Below are 15,812 nucleotides of genomic sequence, written 5' to 3'. Positions count from 1 at the left end.
CGAAGGGGCTTTTGGGAAGCGCCGCTTGACGGGCCTGCAAGCCTTCCAGATACTCAACCGCATGGTTCACTCAGCCGCGCATCCAGACGCCGACGCCCTCGACGCAGTCTTCGCCGCGCTCTCCGATTCCACGCGGCGCGCCGTGCTCGAAGCCCTGGGCGAGCGCAGCCTCAGCGTGACCGAGCTGGCCGGGCCGCACGACATGTCCCTTACCGGCTTCATGAAGCACCTGCGCGTGCTCGAAGACGCGGGCCTGATCTCTCGCACGAAAGAGGGCCGCATCGTGCGTTGCGAGCTGTCGCCCCGGCCCATGCAGGAGGCCGCCGTGTGGTTGTCCCGCTACGAGAAGTTCTGGACCGGGCGCCTCGATGCACTGGCGCGCTTTCTCTATCACCAGGAGGAGACCGAATGGCGAACCCTTCCACCGGCGACGCAGAGCGCCCCTCGCTCACCCTCAGGCGGCACTACCGCGTCTCGCCCGACAAAGTCTGGCGCGCGTGGACCGACCCGCAAGCGCTGAAGCTCTGGTTCGGGCCCGAGGAGATCGTTTCGGTACCCATCGCCGAGGTCGACCTGCGCGTGGGCGGCCGCTTCCGCGTGGCCATGCTGGCCAACGACGGCGAAACGCACGACGTGAGCGGCACGTATCTCGAAGTGGTTCCGAACCGAAAACTGGTCTTCAGCTGGGCCTGGCGCAGCACGCCCGAGCGCGAGTCGCGCGTTACCGTGCGCATCGAGCCCGATGCCGAGGGCTGCGAGCTGGTGCTGCTGCACGAGCAGTTCTTCGACGAAGCCGCGCGCGATGCCCACAACCACGGCTGGAGCGGAGCGCTCGTCAAGCTGGAGGGCTGGCTAAGCCTCGCTGCCTGAAAGAATGAAGAACACACCAGCCCCGGCCCGCGCCACGATGCGCGAATGGATCGGCCTGGCGGTCATCGCGCTGCCATGCATGCTCTATTCGATGGACCTCACGGTGCTGAACCTCGCGATCCCGTCGATCAGCGAAGACCTCAAGCCCACGGCCTCGCAGTTGCTGTGGATCGTCGACATCTACGGCTTCTTCGTGGCCGGCCTGTTGGTCACCATGGGCACGCTGGGCGACCGCATTGGCCGGCGGCGGCTGCTGCTGATCGGCGCGGCGGCGTTCGGCGTCGCCTCGGTGCTCGCGGCGTTCTCGACCAGTGCCAACATGCTCATCGCCACCCGGGCGCTGCTCGGCGTGGCGGGCGCGACGCTGGCGCCATCCACGCTCTCGCTGATCCGCAACATGTTTCTCGACCCAGGGCAGCGCACCGTGGCCATCGGCGTGTGGATCTCGAGCTACTCGGCGGGCGCCGTCATTGGCCCGGTGCTGGGCGGCGTGCTGCTGCAGTTCTTTCCGTGGGGCTCGGTGTTTCTGATCGGCGTGCCGGTGATGGTGCTGCTGCTGGTGCTCGGGCCCTTGCTGCTGCCCGAGTACCGCGACCCCGACGCGGCCCGGCTCGACCTGGCCAGCGTGGCGCTGTCGCTGGGCGCGGTGCTGCCGGTGATCTACGGTGTCAAGCAGATCGCGGAGCACGGCATGCATGCGATGCCGGTGCTGTCGATCGTGCTCGGGCTGGTGCTCGGAGCGCTGTTCGTGCGCCGGCAGAAGCGGCTGGCCGACCCGATGATCGACCTGCGCCTGTTCAGCCTGCCGGCCTTCAGCGTTTCGCTCGGCTCCTACATGCTGGCCTGCTTCGTGATGTTCGGCATCTTTCTGTACAACGCCCAGTACCTGCAGTTGGTGCTCGGCTTGTCGCCGTTGCATGCGGGCCTGTGGAGCATGCCGGGCGCGGGCGCCTTCATCGTCGGCTCGATGGTCGTGCCGGCACTGGCGCGGCGCATGCGACCGGCCTTCGTGATGGGCGGCGGGCTGGCGGTGGCGGCGCTGGGTTTCGGCATGCTGGCCGTGCTGCCCGCGCAGGACGGGCTGGCCTGGATGGTGAGCAGCGCGGTCATCTCCTCGCTCGGGTTGGCGCCGGTGTTCACGCTGGCGACCGACCTGGTGGTGGGCAGCGCACCGCCGGAGCGCGCGGGCGTGGCCTCGGCGATCTCCGAAACCAGCTCGGAATTCGGCGGCGCGCTGGGCATCGCGATCCTCGGCAGCATCGGCGCGGCCATCTACCGCAACACCATGGCCGATGCCGTGCCGATGGGCCTTGCGGGCCCGGCCGAGGTGGAAGCCGCCCGCAGCACGCTGGGTGGCGCGGTCGTGCTGGCCGGGCAGCTTGGCGGGAGCGCGGGCGCCGAACTGCTCGACGCGGGCCGCGAGGCCTTGCTGCATGGCCTGCGCCTCACGGCCGGCATCTGCGCGGCGGTATTGCTGTTCGTGGGCGGGTTGGTGGCCGTGCGGCTGCGTGGGGCGGCGGTAGCACTCGAAACCCCGGGTGCCGCCGCATTGCCGGAGCGTTGACGAAACCCCATACTGGGGCTTCCACGACGCGATCACCGGAGCCTTCCATGAGCAACGAACTGCGCAAGAAGCTGCATGACCTGGCCGAACTCTGCGAAAACGCCCCCGACCCGCAGACCAAGGCCATCATCGAGGCGATCCGGCTCCAGACTGCGGTGCTGAACGAACGGCTGTTCTCCATCGAGCTGCAGGTGGGCGCGCTGACCAAGCGCCTGGAAAACACGACCGACTGAGGGGCGGCCGCTTTGTAGGGATAATCCCCGCCATGAGCGGCAACACCTTCGGAACACTCTTCGCGGTCACCAATTTCGGCGAGTCGCATGGCCCGGCCATCGGTTGCGTCATCGACGGCTGCCCCCCGGGCATGGAACTCAGCGAGGCCGACATCCAGGGCGACCTCGACCGCCGGCGCCCAGGCACCAGCCGCCACGTCACCCAGCGCAACGAACCCGACGCGGTGCAGATCCTGTCGGGCGTGTACGAAGGCAAGACCACCGGCACCCCCATCGCACTGCTGATCCAGAACACCGACCAGCGCAGCAAGGACTACGGGCAGATCGCCCAGCAGTTCCGCCCCGGCCACGCCGACTTCACCTACTGGAAGAAATACGGCATTCGCGACCCGCGCGGCGGCGGGCGCTCCTCGGCACGGCTGACCGCACCCATGGTCGCGGCCGGCGCGGTCGCCAAGAAGTGGCTGGCCGAGAAGCACGGCATGGTGTTTCGCGGCTGCATGACGCAGATCGGCGAAATCGCCATTCCGTTCGAGAGCTGGGAGCACGTGCCCAACAACCCCTTCTTCGCCCCCATCGCCGACGTGAGCGCGCTGGAAAACTACATGGACCGCCTGCGCAAGGCCGGCGATTCGTGCGGCGCGCGCATCCGCGTGACTGCCACCAACGTGCCGATCGGCCTCGGCGAGCCGCTGTTCGACAAGCTCGACGCCGAGATCGCCTACGCGATGATGGGCATCAACGCGGTGAAGGCGGTCGAGATCGGCGCCGGCTGGGACAGCGTCACCCAGCGCGGCACCACGCACGGCGACTCGATCACGCCCACCGGCTTCGTCACCAACAACGCCGGCGGCATCCTCGGCGGCATCAGCTCGGGGCAAGACCTCGAGGTGAGCATCGCGATCAAGCCCACCAGCTCGATCATCAGCCCGCGCCAGTCCATCGACATCAACAACAACCCCGTCGAAGTCGTCACCAAGGGCCGCCACGACCCGTGCGTCGGCATCCGCGCGACGCCCATCGCCGAAGCCATGCTGGCGCTGGTGGTCATGGAGCACGTGCTGCGCAACCGCGCGCAGTGCGGCGACGTGCAGGCGCAAGCCGGCAAGACCGAGGCCGCGTCGCCGCAGGCGTCCTTCCTGTAGTGTCCGCCCCGCCACCAGTGGCCGCAGCACGCGGCCACATGCTGGCATTCGCTGGTCTGTCGGCCAGCTATTTCGCGCACATCGGGTTCTTCAATCCGTACCTTCCCCTGTGGCTCAAGGATTTGGGGCTGCCGATCTTCACCATCAGCCTGCTGGCTTCGGTGCAGTCGGTCACGCGGGTGTTCGCGCCCTATGCCTGGGGCGCGCTCAGCGACCACACGGGGCAGCGCGTCAAGCTGCTGCGCTTCAGCGCGGCGGTGGCGCTGCTCAGCTCCTTCGGGCTGTGGTGGCACGGCGGCGCGTGGTGGCTCGCGTTGGTGCTGCTCGTGATGTTCACCCACACCAGCTCGATGATGTCGCTCACCGAGGCCGCGATGGCGCAACTGGTGGCCGGCGACTGGGGGCGCTATGGGCGCATCCGGCTGTGCGGATCGGCCGGTTTTCTGCTCACGGTGTTCGTGGCGGGCGAGTGGTTCGAGCGCTTCGGCATGAAGCACTTTCCGGCCTGGGCCGGGGGCACGCTGGCCATCGTGCTGATCGCGACCATGAAGCTGCCCGACGTGCGCGAGCCGCCCGCGGCGCACGACGCAGTGAAGGAGCCCATCGGGCCGGTGCTTCGCAATCCGGCGGTGCGGTGGTTCTTCGCGGCGCTGTTCTTCCAGGTGATGTCGCACTTCTCGGTGTACGCCTTCTTCTCGCTGTACCTCGATTCGATCGGCTACGGCAAGAGCACCATCGGCCTGCTGTGGGCGCTGTCGGTGGTGGCGGAAATCGTGTGGTTCTTCTTGCAGGGCCGGCTCATCGGCCTGATGCCGATGCCGCGCTGGATGCTGGTGTGCGGCATCGCGGCCGTCGCCCGGCTGGGGCTGACCGCAGGGTTGGGCGGCTGGATTGCGGCGCTCATCGTGGCGCAGTGGTTGCATGCGCTGAGCTTCGCGGCGCACCACACGACCTGCATCGCAGTGGTGTCGCGCCGCTTCCCCGGCCATCTGCGCGGGCGGGGGCAGGCGCTGTTCACGGTGATCGGCTATGGCTTTGGCGGCGTGCTGGGCGTGTTGCTTGGCGGTGCGGTCGCGCAGGCCTTTGGCTATCGCACGATGTTCACGGCGGCGGCGCTGCTGGCTGTGCTCGGCAGCTTGTGTGCGTGGCGTGTGGTGAGGCTGGATCGGATGGAGCGCGCGGCCAGTAAGAGGTAGGGCCTGACGGGGAAACAATGTGTCATGGGCCTTGCATGCCCCTGTCACCGCAGCTTTCTACGCTGCGAGCTTCGCAATTTCTCCTCCTTTCCCATGTCCGTTTCCGACGACCCGCGCGGCGCTCGCACGCCGCGCATTGCTTCGCCTGCCGAATCGAATGATTCCAAACAGAACAACAACAAGCCGCCGCGCCGCCAGATGCTCAAGCTCGGCGCATCGCTGCTGACCGTTGGCGGCAGCAGCGCCTTGCTCGCGGCCTGCGGCGGTGGTAGCGGCGGTTCACCCGCCTTGGGCCCGCTGCCGGCGCCTGCACCCGCCCCGGCATCGGCGCCGCCGCCCGCTCCGCCGGCCGTCGCAGCCAAGATCTCAAGCTTCGCGCTCGCCGTGATGCCCGACACGCAGTTCTATGCACGCTATGCCACTGCCGCCGAGAGCGACCAATATGACAAGCGCTTCGGCAGCGCACCCTTCGCCGCCCAGACGAAGTGGATCGCCGCCAATGCCAAGGCGCTGAACATTCCCTTCACCGTCCACCTTGGCGACGTGGTCGACCAGGTCGGCAAGCCCGATCAGTGGAAGGTGGCCGATGCCGCGATGAAGGTGCTCGAAGACGCGAAGCTGCCCTACAGCGTGCTCGCCGGCAACCATGACGTGCTGAAAGATATCGACTACAGCATCGACCCGGTCGGCGGCACCGATGCCAGCCGTACTCCCGCCAACGAGCCCTACATCCAGTGGTTCGGCGCGGAGCGTGCGAAGAAGCAGGCCACCTTCGGCGCGCGCGACCCCAGCGGTTTCCACGAGTACCACGTGTTCGAGGCGCAAGGCCAGAAGTTCATGGTGCTGTCGCTGTCATGGCGCATTTCTGACGCAGGCATCGCCTGGGCCCGCCAGGTGATTGCGAAGAACCCGACGTTGCCCGTCATCCTGGTGAACCACCAGTTGCTCAACATCGCGCCCGACGGCACCAGCCCGCTCGAGACCGACTACGGCAAGATGCTCTGGGAGAAGCTGATCCGCGACAACGACCAGATCTTCATGACGCTCAACGGCCATCACCATGGCGCCGCGCATCTCACGAAGACCAACGACTTCGGCCGCAAGGTCGAGGAGATGGTGGTCGACTACCAGATGGCCTACCAGGGCGGCAACGGCCTGATGCGCCTCTACGAGTTCGACCTGACCAACAAGCAGATCAAGGTGCTGTCGTTCTCGCCGTGGGTGCCGCAGAAGCCGGCCGCCACGCTCAACAGCTTCGACCAGGCCGTGCTCACCACGCCCAACGAGGCCTTTGTCATCGACATGGATTTCGCGCAGCGCTTTGCGGGCTTCAACAAGAGCTTCGGCACCGGCAGCGCCACCATCGAGAGCTCGCTGGTGGACAAGGCCCGCGCGATGATCCTCGCCAACTACAAGGAGCCCGCGACGGTCACACAACGGCCCGCCACGAACTCGGATGACTATCCCAAGGTGGCGAATACGTTGGCGCACTGGCGCTTCTTTGGCGGCACGGCGAATCAGCCGGTGCCGGTGGACACCAAGATCGACGACGTCACCGGCAATAACCCTCTGTACCGAGACAAGCTGAACCAACTCGGGGTCGCAGGTGCAGTGGAGGGAGACATCGTATGGAGCGATGACCGCCACTATCTCTCGGCCGCGCCTGGCTCGGTGCGTTTCCTGAACACCATGAGGGACAAGAATGGTGCGCCGCCGCGCATGAGCTATTTCCTGACCAAGGATGCCGCTCCGATCAACGCGCAGACACTGGAGAACGGCTACACCATCGAAGCCTTCGTCAAGCTCGACAAGAGTTGGACCGCCGACAACAATCAATGGATGAACGTCATGACGCGCGATGGCCGCCGTGGCGAACTCTCCGGCTATTCGGGCGGCGACCCCGAATCACCGCCGATGTTGTTTGCTATTTCCAGCCTGCGCGAGGTGCAGTGGGAAGTGGTGCCGAGTCCGATTGGCGCGGGTAAGCCCAAGACCAACTGGTCGGGTGAGGTCATTGCTGATCGCTGGGTGCACATCGCAATCGTGAACGACCCTGTGTCGCACGACACCACGATGTACGTCGAAGGAGCGCCGGTCTTGCGCAACGTCTCGGCCAATCCAGGGCTGGCCACGCTCTCGGCCGCATCGCCATGGGTCGTAGGCGGTGGCTCATGGTGGGATCGCAAACTCGCAGATGGCTCGTGGGGGTTCAAGCGTGTCGACGGCTTCTTCGGCAACATCGGCGAAGTCCGCGTGGTGGCAGCGGCGCTGGCCCCGGCGCAGTGGCTCACGGCACGCAAGCCGGCCTGAGCCCCCTTGGCACGGAAAGGCCGGCTTACTGCTTCTTGCCGGCCTTTCCCGCCTTCGCTGCTGTCTTCGCGGGACCCTTGCCGTTCCCCTTCTCTAAGATCGCAAAGTACTCCGAAGCCAGTTTGCGCAACGACCGTCCGATGTTCGGGTAGTCGTATTCATCGAGGTTGGCCAGCGATACGCGCCCTGACGCGTTTTTGCCGCCAAAGCCCCGGCCCGGCAGTGGCTTCGTCACGCATAGCCAAGGGCGAGCATCGGAAATAGCGCAATTCGGGCTCGCTTTTCAGTCTTCCGACCAGTGCTCACTCATCACGGGCCGAGCCTTCTCCGGCATGGCAATTGATTCGGACCAGTAATTCATCACGCATTGCCCCTCCGCGTGACTTCCTGCACTGGCAGTGGCAGGGGGCGAACTTTATGCTGATTTAATTGGCCATCTATTTTTCGCATCGATTCTTACGATAAATCAACATTTAAAATAATTGTCAAAATGTGCAGCGGGAGGTGGGCATGAAGCTCATTGCTAAAACAATATTCTTATCTTCTAAGTCTTTATTAATTAATTGGGGCTACAGGGCTGACGGGGCGTTGCAATGACGCGCCGAGTAACGATCCAGACGCCCGCAGGCGAAGCGTTGCAATTCCGCCAGCTGGTAGGCCGCGAAGCGCTGAGCCAGCTGTACGCCTTCGACATCGAGTTGCTGGGCAACAGCAACAACATCGACCCCAAGACCCTGCTGGGCAAGGCCACCACCGTGTCGGTGGAGACCGAAGGCGGCGTGCGCTACCTGGGCGGCATCGCCACCCGCTTCGGACTGGAGCAGGAAGATGCGCGGCACTCCTTCTACCGGATGCGCCTGCGCCCCTGGCTGTGGCTGGCCACGCGGCGCAGCGACTTCCGCATCTTCCAGGGCAAGAGCGTGCCCGACATCGTGATGGAAGTCCTCGGCAGCTACGGCTACCCCATCGAGAAGAAGCTCACGCGCGGCGACTACCGGCAGTGGGACTACTGCGTGCAGTACCACGAGAGCGACTTCGACTTCATCTCGCGCCTGTGCGAACTCGAAGGCATCTACTACCACTTCAGGCACGAGGCCTCGCAACACGTGCTCGTGTTCGCCGACGACATCGCCCACTCGCACAGCCCGCTGCCCGGCGGGGAAGAAGTGCGCTACCACCCGCTGGAGAAGTCCGGCATGGGCCAGCGCGAGCGCATCTATGCGTGGGAGATCGCGGAAGAAGTGCGCTCGGGCCATCACTACAACGACGACTACGACTTCCAGAAGCCCAAGGCCGAACTGTCGCACCTGCGCCAGATGCCGCCCGGGCACGACCACGACGCCTACGAACAGTACGAATGGCCCGGCGGCTTCGTGCAGCACGGCGACGGCGAGACCTACGCGCGCATCCGCAACGAAGAACAGCTGAGCCAGCGCAGCCGCGTCACCGGCCGCGCCAACCTGCGCGAACTCGCCACCGGCCACACCCTGCGCCTGACCGGCCACCCCAAGGCCGACCAGAACCAGCAGTACCTGCTCGTGGGCGTGAGCTACCACCTGCAGGAGAACCTGCAGGCCAGCGAAGGCGCGGATGGCACCGAAGGCTCCGTGCAGCGCTTCGCCTTCGATGCGCAGCCCACCAGCTACGCCTGGCGCCCGCAGCGAACCACGGCCAAGCCGCGCACCCGTGGCCCGCAAACGGCCATGGTGGTGGGCCCGCAGGGCGAGCAGATCTGGACCGACCAGTACGGCCGCATCAAGGTGCAGTTCCAGTGGGACCGCATCGGGCAGGAGAACGAACACTCCAGCTGCTGGGTGCGCGTGTCCACCGCGTGGGCGGGTGCCACCTTCGGCATGACCTCCGTGCCGCGCATCGGCATGGAGGTGATCGTCGACTTTCTGAACGGCGACCCCGACTACCCGATCGTCACCGGCTGCGTGCACAACGCCGACACCATGCCGGCGTGGCAGCTGCCCGAGCAGAAGCACCTGTCGGGCATCAGGAGCCGCGAGTTGGGCGGCGGGCGCAGCAACCACATCGTGCTGGACGACACGCAGGGCAAGATCCAGGCGCAGTTGCGCAGTGACCACCAGGCCAGCCAACTGAGCGTGGGGCACATCGGGCGCATCGAGGACACGGCGGGGCGCAAGGATGCCCGGGGGCAGGGCTTCGAGTTGCGTACCGATGGGCATGGGGTGGTGCGTGCGGGCAAGGGGCTGCTGGTCACCACCGAGGCGCGCGCGAACGCGCAGGCGCACATCACCGACATGAGCGAGACGGTGGGCCGTCTCACTCAGGCGCGCGATCTGCATGAAGGCCTGAGCGGAGTGGCGCAAGGTGCACAGGCCCACGAGGCCGGCGACCAGGACGAGGTCACCACGAGCCTCAAGGAGCAGAACGATGCCATCAAGGGACAGGGCGGCAATCGCGAGCAGGGCGACTTTCCCGAGTTCCAGGAATCGCACCTGACATTGGCCAGCGCCAAGGGCCTGCAAACCGTGGCGCAGGGCTCGACCCACATCGTGAGCAATGAGCACAGCGCGCTCACCAGCGGTGGCCATACGAGCGTGAGCGCGGGCAAGAGCCTGCTGGTGAGCGTGCAGAGCGCGATCCGCATGTTCGCCTCCAAGGCCGGCATGCGGCTCGTGGCGGCCGGTGCCGACATCGACATCAAGGCGCTGAAGGACAGCGTCAACGTGCTGGCCAAGCTCAACATCACGCAGACCGCCAACAAGATCACCATCCACGCGAAGGAAGAGGTGGTGATCAACGGCGGCTCGAGCTACAGCCGCTGGAGTTCGGGCGGGATCGAGCACGGCACCTCCGGCATCTGGCGCGAGCATGCATCGGTACACAGCCTCGTCGGGCCCGCCAACGAGGGCAAGCCTGCGCTGCCCAATCCGCCGCAGGTGCCGAAGGGGCAGCTCGACCTGTACCACCAGTACATCAAGCCGACTGGCGAAAAGCGCCAGGGCGTGGCGCAGGGCGACTTCACCGTGGTCGATTCGGAAGGCGGCACGCACGCCGGCAACTTCGACCGCAACGGGTTCGCGACCGTCTCGGGCCTGCCCATCGGCACCGCCAAGGTCACATTCGGCAAGGACCCCCGCGACCCGTGGGAGGAGGGGAGCTACTTCGGCACGCCCAAGGACTGGAAGGCAAAGGGTGCGACGGGCGCAGGCGCCGAGGGGGGCGGCGGCGCAGTATCAGGGCTTTCGGGCTTGACCAGCGGCTTTGCGGGCATGACCGGTTCGGCAGGCGGCGCCGCGGGCGCGCTCGCCGGTGTCGCGGGCATGGGCAGCAAGGCCGCGAGCACGCTGGGCCAGGTAACCCAGGCGGCCGGTGTCGCGCAGCAGGCTGTGGGTGCAGCGCAGGCCATCCAGCAAGGGGGCGCCAAGGCGTTGCTCGGCCAGGCGAGCCAGGCAGCAACCGGCATGGCGATCCAGGCGGCCGGCGCCAAGCTGGGGCCGATGGGTGCGCCGATCACCGGTGTGATGAGCGGCATGGCTTCGGGTGGCATGAAGCCGGGCGTTGCAACAGCTGCCGCCAACCCTGCACTGACAGGCCGAACACCAGGCTTCATGGGCTGACCCGCCGCGGCGCGCCGCACTCCACCAACCCAACGCGCAAGCTCGAAGAGAACAAGAAAAAATGGCAGGACCGGAAGCAGCGCCGACGCCGCAGGCGACGGAGCGCGAACCCCAGACGGCGGTTGCGCCACTGAACACCATCGTCACGGAAGACATCGCCGCCGCGAGCAAGGCGGTGGACGACTGGCTGCGTTCGTTCAGCGGCGGCTACGTCACGCTGGAGCGGTTGACGATGGTGCTGGGGAGCATCCCGATCGTTGGCAACATCATGGCGTTGGTGGATGTGTTCCTGGACATCATCAACATCGTCGAGAAGAAGGCCAAGGACGGGATCGACGCTTTCCTGAACTGGGTCAGCCTGGGCATCAACCTGATCGGGTTGATCCCGTTGCCGCCGAGCATGGCGGCAGCGCGCATGAGCCTGCGCCCCACGCTGCATCTGGTGAGGCAGGAGCTGAAGGCGGCCGCCTCGAACCTGGGCGAAGCCATCGTCACGACGCTGGTAGGACACCTGAACGCCACCATCGTCGGCGAGCTGGAGGTCTTCATCGACGGTGCCATCGCCAAGCTTGGAGACATGTTGCAAGGCTGCGCCAAGCTGGGCGACAGCATCGTGGACAACCTGGTCGACATCCTGCAGCGGGTGCTGGGCCAGAAGGACATGTTCACGGTCAGTACGCCCGTCGTGGCGGAAACCAGCGTGCACGACCCGAAGACCCAGAGCACGTGGAACCGGTTGTGGGGCAGTGCCGTCAAGTACACGAAGCAGTCGGCCAACTACGTTGCAAAGACGGCGGCCAACCACTTACCCGATGGCGTGGCGGTACAGGTCAACGGCGTGATCGGGAGTCTGCTGGACTTCAAGAAGACCTTTAGAAACCAGCTCGTGCGCCTGGCCGACAAGGAGGCGCAGGCCAGCATCATGTGGCTGCTGCACAAGCTGCTGGCTGCCATCCAGCGCAAGAAGGGACAGCGCGGCGCGATCGTCTCGCCGAACGCCGGCGCGGTGGCCCAGAAGGACAAGCCGGGCGACCAGCTCGGCCACATTGGCAAGCAGGCGGACGGCCAGAAGGACGCAGGCTGCAAGAATTGCCCGGCGCCTGTTGCGCTTGGCAAATCGATCAGCCTGGTCACCGGCTGCGAGAGCTTCACCCACACAGACTTCGTGCTCGCTGCGCCGTTGCCGATCGAATGGGCGCGCACCTACCGCAGCCAGCTCGATGCCTACGACCGCGGCATCCTGGGCGCGCGCTGGCTCACGCCCTACAGCACGCGCGTGGAGCTGATGACACCAGTCAGGGGCGAGCGCAAGGGCCAACCGAGTCTGGTCTATCACGCAGCCGATGGCCGCAGCCACGCCTACCCTTTGCTGGCAGTGGGCCAGGTCTATCGGGATTCCGTCGAGGAGGTGACCGTCTCTCGTCTGAGCGAGGCGCTGCTGACGCTGGACTTCGGCAAGCCACTGCCTCTGGGTGAGCAGGGCAACTGGCGTGAGATCTACGAGCTTGTGGAAGGCCGGTCGCACTATCGGCTTGTGACGCTGCAAGCCAGGGACGGCGCCTCCATCGGCCTGCGCTATGACCATGTGATCTCGGACACGGGCGAGCAGGTGCTGAGCGACATCATCAGCAGGCAAGGCGAAGCCATCATGGCGCACGTGGGCACGCAGCCCGATGCGCGCACGGGCCTGATCAAGTCTCTGTGGGAGTTGAAGGACGGCCAGGTCGTGCGCCAGCTTGCCGCCTACACGCACGATGCAGAACGCGATCTCGTGTCCGCGAAGGACGAGAACGGCGCCAGCTGGAGCTACAGCTACAGCCATCACCTCGTGACCCGCTACACCGATCGCACCGGCCGCGGCATGAACCTCGAATACAACGGCACTGGCGCCGATGCCAAGGCGGTGCGCGAGTGGTCCGACGATGGCAGCTTTGCACTGAAGTTCGAGTGGGACAAGAACATCCGCCTGACCTACGTGACCGATGCCCTGGGCGGCGAGACATGGTTCTACTACGACATCCTGGGCTACACCTACCGCATCATCTATCCCGACAAGCTGCAGGAATGGTTCTTCCGCGATGACGCCAAGAACGTCACCCGTCATGTACACACAGACGGCAGCACCGACGACTACACCTACGACGTCGCCGGCAACCTGCAAATGCACACGCGGGCCGATGGCAGCCGTGTTCATTTCGAATACGACCGGCTGAATCGCCTGACGGGCTTGCGCGACGCCGAAGGCAGCATCTGGAAGCGCGACTACGACGCACAGGGTCATCTCACCGAAGAGATCGACCCGTTGGGTCACAAGACCGAGTACGCCTACGACAAGGCCGGCCGGCCGGCGTGCATCACCGATGCCAAGGGCGGTTCGAAACAGCTGACGTACACACCTGCTGGCCAGTTAGCCAGCTACACCGACTGCTCGGGAAAGACCAGCCGGTGGGAGTACGACAGTCGCGGGCGGCTGACCAAAACCATCGATGCGGCAGGGCAGGCCACCCGATATCGCTACACCCCGGAAGGCGAAGCTGCTTCAAGGAGCGATGGCAATCATCCGGGGCAGCTCGAAGAAGTCTCCCTGCCCGACCAGACCCGCGAGCACTTCACGCATGACGCCGAAGGGCGCTTGCTCGCTCACACCGATGCGTTGGGTCGTCGTACTCGCTATAGCTACAACCGCGCCGGGCTCGTGGCCGGACGCACTGATGCCGCGGGCCAGACGCTGCAATACCACTGGGATCTGCTGGGGCGCCTGACTGAACTGCGCAATGAAAACGGCAGCCGCTACAACTTCAGCTACGACCCGGCGGGAAGACTGCTGGAGGAAACCGGCTTCGACAGGCAACGCAGGCAGTACCTCTACGAGGAATCCACCGGCGCGCTGGTGCAAGTCGTCGAGGCGCAGGCGCACACGACGCGATTCCGTTTCGATCCGATGGGGCGCCTCGTCGAGCGCAATGCGGGCGAGGGGCAGGTCGAGACCTTTGCCTTCGATCTCAACGGCATGTTGATCGAAGCAGTCAATTCCGACGCAAGGTTGCAGTGGTTCTACGATCCCGCCGGGAACCTGACGCGCGAGCACCAGCACCATCTGGCCAGTGCGCAGACGGCAGTCTGGCAGCACCGCTACGACGAGCTCAACCAGCGCATTGCGACCATTCGCCCCGACGGCCATGTCACGCAATGGCTGACCTACGGTTCGGGCCACGTGCATGGCTTGCTTGTCGATGGACAGGACATCCTGGGATTCGAACGCGACGATCTTCATCGGGAGATCGGCCGAACGCAGGGCAATGGCCTGAGCCAGCGGCTGAGGTACGACCCTGCCGGCAGGTTGCTGGAGCAGCAGATATCGCATGCGAAGCCGGACGCCGTTGGCGCACTGAGTCTTCGCCGGAGCTATGGCTACGACAAGGCCGGTCAGCTGACCGCCATCGGGGACAGCCGGCGCGGCAATCTGAACTACAGGTATGACCCCGTGGGCCGCCTGCTCGAAGCCAACAGCCGCCTGGGCCGCGAGACCTTTGCATTCGACCCGGCCGGCAACATCGCCGACGCCGCACGTGGCGATGCGCCGCAAGGCCTGCGCGCAGTCAGCAAGCTGTTGGACAACCTGCTGAAGGAATACGCGGGCACCACCTACCGCTACGACAAGCGCGGAAACCTGATCGAGCGTGTCAGGAACGGGAAGAAAACGGTCTTCGAGTGGAACGGCTTCAACCGCATGACCGCGGCCACAAGCGAAGAGGGCTCCACCACCTTCAGCTATGACCCTGTGGGGCGACGCATCGCCAAGCGCTCACGCGAAGCCATGACGCTGTTCGGCTGGGACGGCGACACGCTGGCCTTCGAGAGCACGCAGAGCATGGCCGGCGAGAGCGAGCGGCAGGGCCGGGGCTGGAGCGTCCACTACATCCACGAGCCGGATTCGTTTGTGCCGCTGGTGCAGATCAGGCAAGCGCGAGCCGTCGCGCTGAGCTCGACCACGGACGTGAAAACGCTGATGGATGCCAATGGCGGGGAGTACGACATCGAGCAGGACCCGCTGTGGAACGGCGAGCAACTGCCGAGGCCGGGTGCCTTCGCGAAGGAGGAGATTGCTTTCTACCAGTGCGATCACCTCGGCACGCCCCAGGAGCTGACGGATCATGAAGGCCAGGTTGCCTGGTCGGCGCAGTACAAGGCATGGGGCGAGGCAAGAGAGGTCATCAGCGAAGCAGGAAGACGGGCCGGCTTTGCCAACCCGATCCGTTTCCAGGGACAGTACCTGGACGATGAGACCGGGCTGCACTACAACAGGCATCGTTACTACGATCCGCAGGCTGGCAGATTCATCAGCAGCGATCCGTTGGGCTTGGGCGGCGGTCTTAACACCCATGCATACGTGCCCAATCCCGTGGCGTGGGTCGACCCGTTGGGCTTGCAAGCTGCGCCTGTCAAATGCAAGACAGCCAAGGGAGGCCGTTTCGCCACGGCGGACGGCGCGGCCAAGGCGGCGATGATGCGTTACAACGACAAGTCCATTCGAGACAACGTGGAGTACGGCGGCCTGGTCTACAAGACGCCGGATGGCAAATACGACTTCACCAAGGCGACCAGGGGCGAGAAGGACACCGTCAACCCCTGGGGCCCTACGGCCAAGAGCATTCCGAAGTGCGCCCAGGAAGTGGGCTACTGGCACACCCATGGGGATCACTCGGATCAATACGGGAATCGCACAACGCGGGCCAAGGACTACTACGGAAGCAACAACTTCTCTCCCGAAGACAAGGACGCCGCCAAAGCAGGAATGCAACATGATCATCCGGACTACCGAGGCTACGTCGGCACGCCAAGCGACGGCTACAAGGGCTACAACCCGAAGGCGAATCAAACCTACAGGCTTTAAGGGCCTGATC

The 15,812-nt window shown here is 65.4% G+C and carries 10 protein-coding genes; 9 read left to right on the top strand and 1 reads right to left on the bottom strand.

Annotated elements, in window-relative coordinates:
- Nucleotides 1-61: 61 nt before the first annotated feature.
- From AC07O3_RS17215 to AC07O3_RS17185, 7 genes are all read left to right on the top strand, one after another.
- Nucleotides 62-520 carry an ArsR/SmtB family transcription factor gene (locus tag AC07O3_RS17215; RefSeq protein WP_495339905.1) on the top strand — a complete coding sequence of 153 codons (459 nt, stop codon included), beginning with the start codon at nt 62-64 and terminating at the stop codon, nt 518-520.
- Entirely contained in the window at nt 409-870 is a 462-nt protein-coding gene (locus tag AC07O3_RS17210; protein ID WP_097198836.1) for an SRPBCC family protein, read from the top strand. The genes AC07O3_RS17215 and AC07O3_RS17210 overlap by 112 nt, the downstream gene beginning before the upstream one ends.
- On the top strand, nt 863-2,434 hold the full coding sequence (locus AC07O3_RS17205) for an MFS transporter (protein WP_495340065.1): 1,572 nt from the start codon (nt 863-865) through the stop codon (nt 2,432-2,434). Before AC07O3_RS17210 ends, AC07O3_RS17205 begins: the two co-directional genes overlap by 8 nt.
- A 47-nt stretch (nt 2,435-2,481) precedes the next feature.
- Nucleotides 2,482-2,667, top strand: coding sequence for a hypothetical protein (locus tag AC07O3_RS17200; RefSeq protein ID WP_093050601.1), 186 nt, complete (start codon nt 2,482-2,484; stop codon nt 2,665-2,667).
- A 32-nt stretch (nt 2,668-2,699) separates the two neighbouring features.
- Nucleotides 2,700-3,812: a chorismate synthase gene (gene aroC / locus AC07O3_RS17195; protein ID WP_307616726.1), complete on the top strand. Its 1,113-nt coding sequence runs from the start codon at nt 2,700-2,702 to the stop codon at nt 3,810-3,812.
- A gap of 38 nt (nt 3,813-3,850) precedes the next feature.
- Nucleotides 3,851-5,008: an MFS transporter gene (locus AC07O3_RS17190; protein WP_495339904.1), complete on the top strand. Its 1,158-nt coding sequence runs from the start codon at nt 3,851-3,853 to the stop codon at nt 5,006-5,008.
- A gap of 93 nt (nt 5,009-5,101) precedes the next feature.
- Nucleotides 5,102-7,318 (top strand): LamG-like jellyroll fold domain-containing protein, encoded by a 2,217-nt coding sequence (locus AC07O3_RS17185; protein ID WP_495339903.1) that lies wholly within the window; start codon nt 5,102-5,104, stop codon nt 7,316-7,318.
- Between the two features lie 25 nt (nt 7,319-7,343).
- On the opposite strand, the gene AC07O3_RS17180 is transcribed toward AC07O3_RS17185, so the two are convergent.
- Nucleotides 7,344-7,553: a hypothetical protein gene (locus AC07O3_RS17180; RefSeq protein WP_495339902.1), complete on the bottom strand. Its 210-nt coding sequence runs from the start codon at nt 7,551-7,553 to the stop codon at nt 7,344-7,346.
- Between the two features lie 358 nt (nt 7,554-7,911).
- On the opposite strand from AC07O3_RS17180, the gene AC07O3_RS17175 reads away from it, so the two are divergent.
- Nucleotides 7,912-10,908, top strand: coding sequence for a type VI secretion system Vgr family protein (locus AC07O3_RS17175; protein WP_495339901.1), 2,997 nt, complete (start codon nt 7,912-7,914; stop codon nt 10,906-10,908).
- 61 nt (nt 10,909-10,969) lie between these two features.
- Complete coding sequence (locus tag AC07O3_RS17170) at nt 10,970-15,802, top strand: RHS repeat-associated core domain-containing protein (protein ID WP_495339900.1); 4,833 nt, start codon at nt 10,970-10,972, stop codon at nt 15,800-15,802.
- The last annotated feature ends 10 nt before the right edge of the window (nt 15,803-15,812 follow it).

Source organism: Variovorax sp. GW821-FHT09D05 (genome assembly GCF_059416325.1).
The sequence above is the reverse complement of the archived record's forward strand: the minus strand, read 5'-3'. Positions and strand labels throughout refer to the sequence as shown.

What these genes read in the sequence shown, in the direction of transcription:
- AC07O3_RS17215 (WP_495339905.1), top strand. Translation starts at nt 62, where the DNA reads ATGGTTCACTCAGCCGCGCATCCAGACGCCGACGCCCTCGACGCAGTC.
- AC07O3_RS17210 (WP_097198836.1), top strand. Translation starts at nt 409, where the DNA reads ATGGCGAACCCTTCCACCGGCGACGCAGAGCGCCCCTCGCTCACCCTC.
- AC07O3_RS17200 (WP_093050601.1), top strand. Translation starts at nt 2,482, where the DNA reads ATGAGCAACGAACTGCGCAAGAAGCTGCATGACCTGGCCGAACTCTGC.
- aroC (WP_307616726.1), top strand. Translation starts at nt 2,700, where the DNA reads ATGAGCGGCAACACCTTCGGAACACTCTTCGCGGTCACCAATTTCGGC.
- AC07O3_RS17190 (WP_495339904.1), top strand. Translation starts at nt 3,851, where the DNA reads ATGCTGGCATTCGCTGGTCTGTCGGCCAGCTATTTCGCGCACATCGGG.
- AC07O3_RS17185 (WP_495339903.1), top strand. Translation starts at nt 5,102, where the DNA reads ATGTCCGTTTCCGACGACCCGCGCGGCGCTCGCACGCCGCGCATTGCT.
- AC07O3_RS17175 (WP_495339901.1), top strand. Translation starts at nt 7,912, where the DNA reads ATGACGCGCCGAGTAACGATCCAGACGCCCGCAGGCGAAGCGTTGCAA.
- AC07O3_RS17170 (WP_495339900.1), top strand. Translation starts at nt 10,970, where the DNA reads ATGGCAGGACCGGAAGCAGCGCCGACGCCGCAGGCGACGGAGCGCGAA.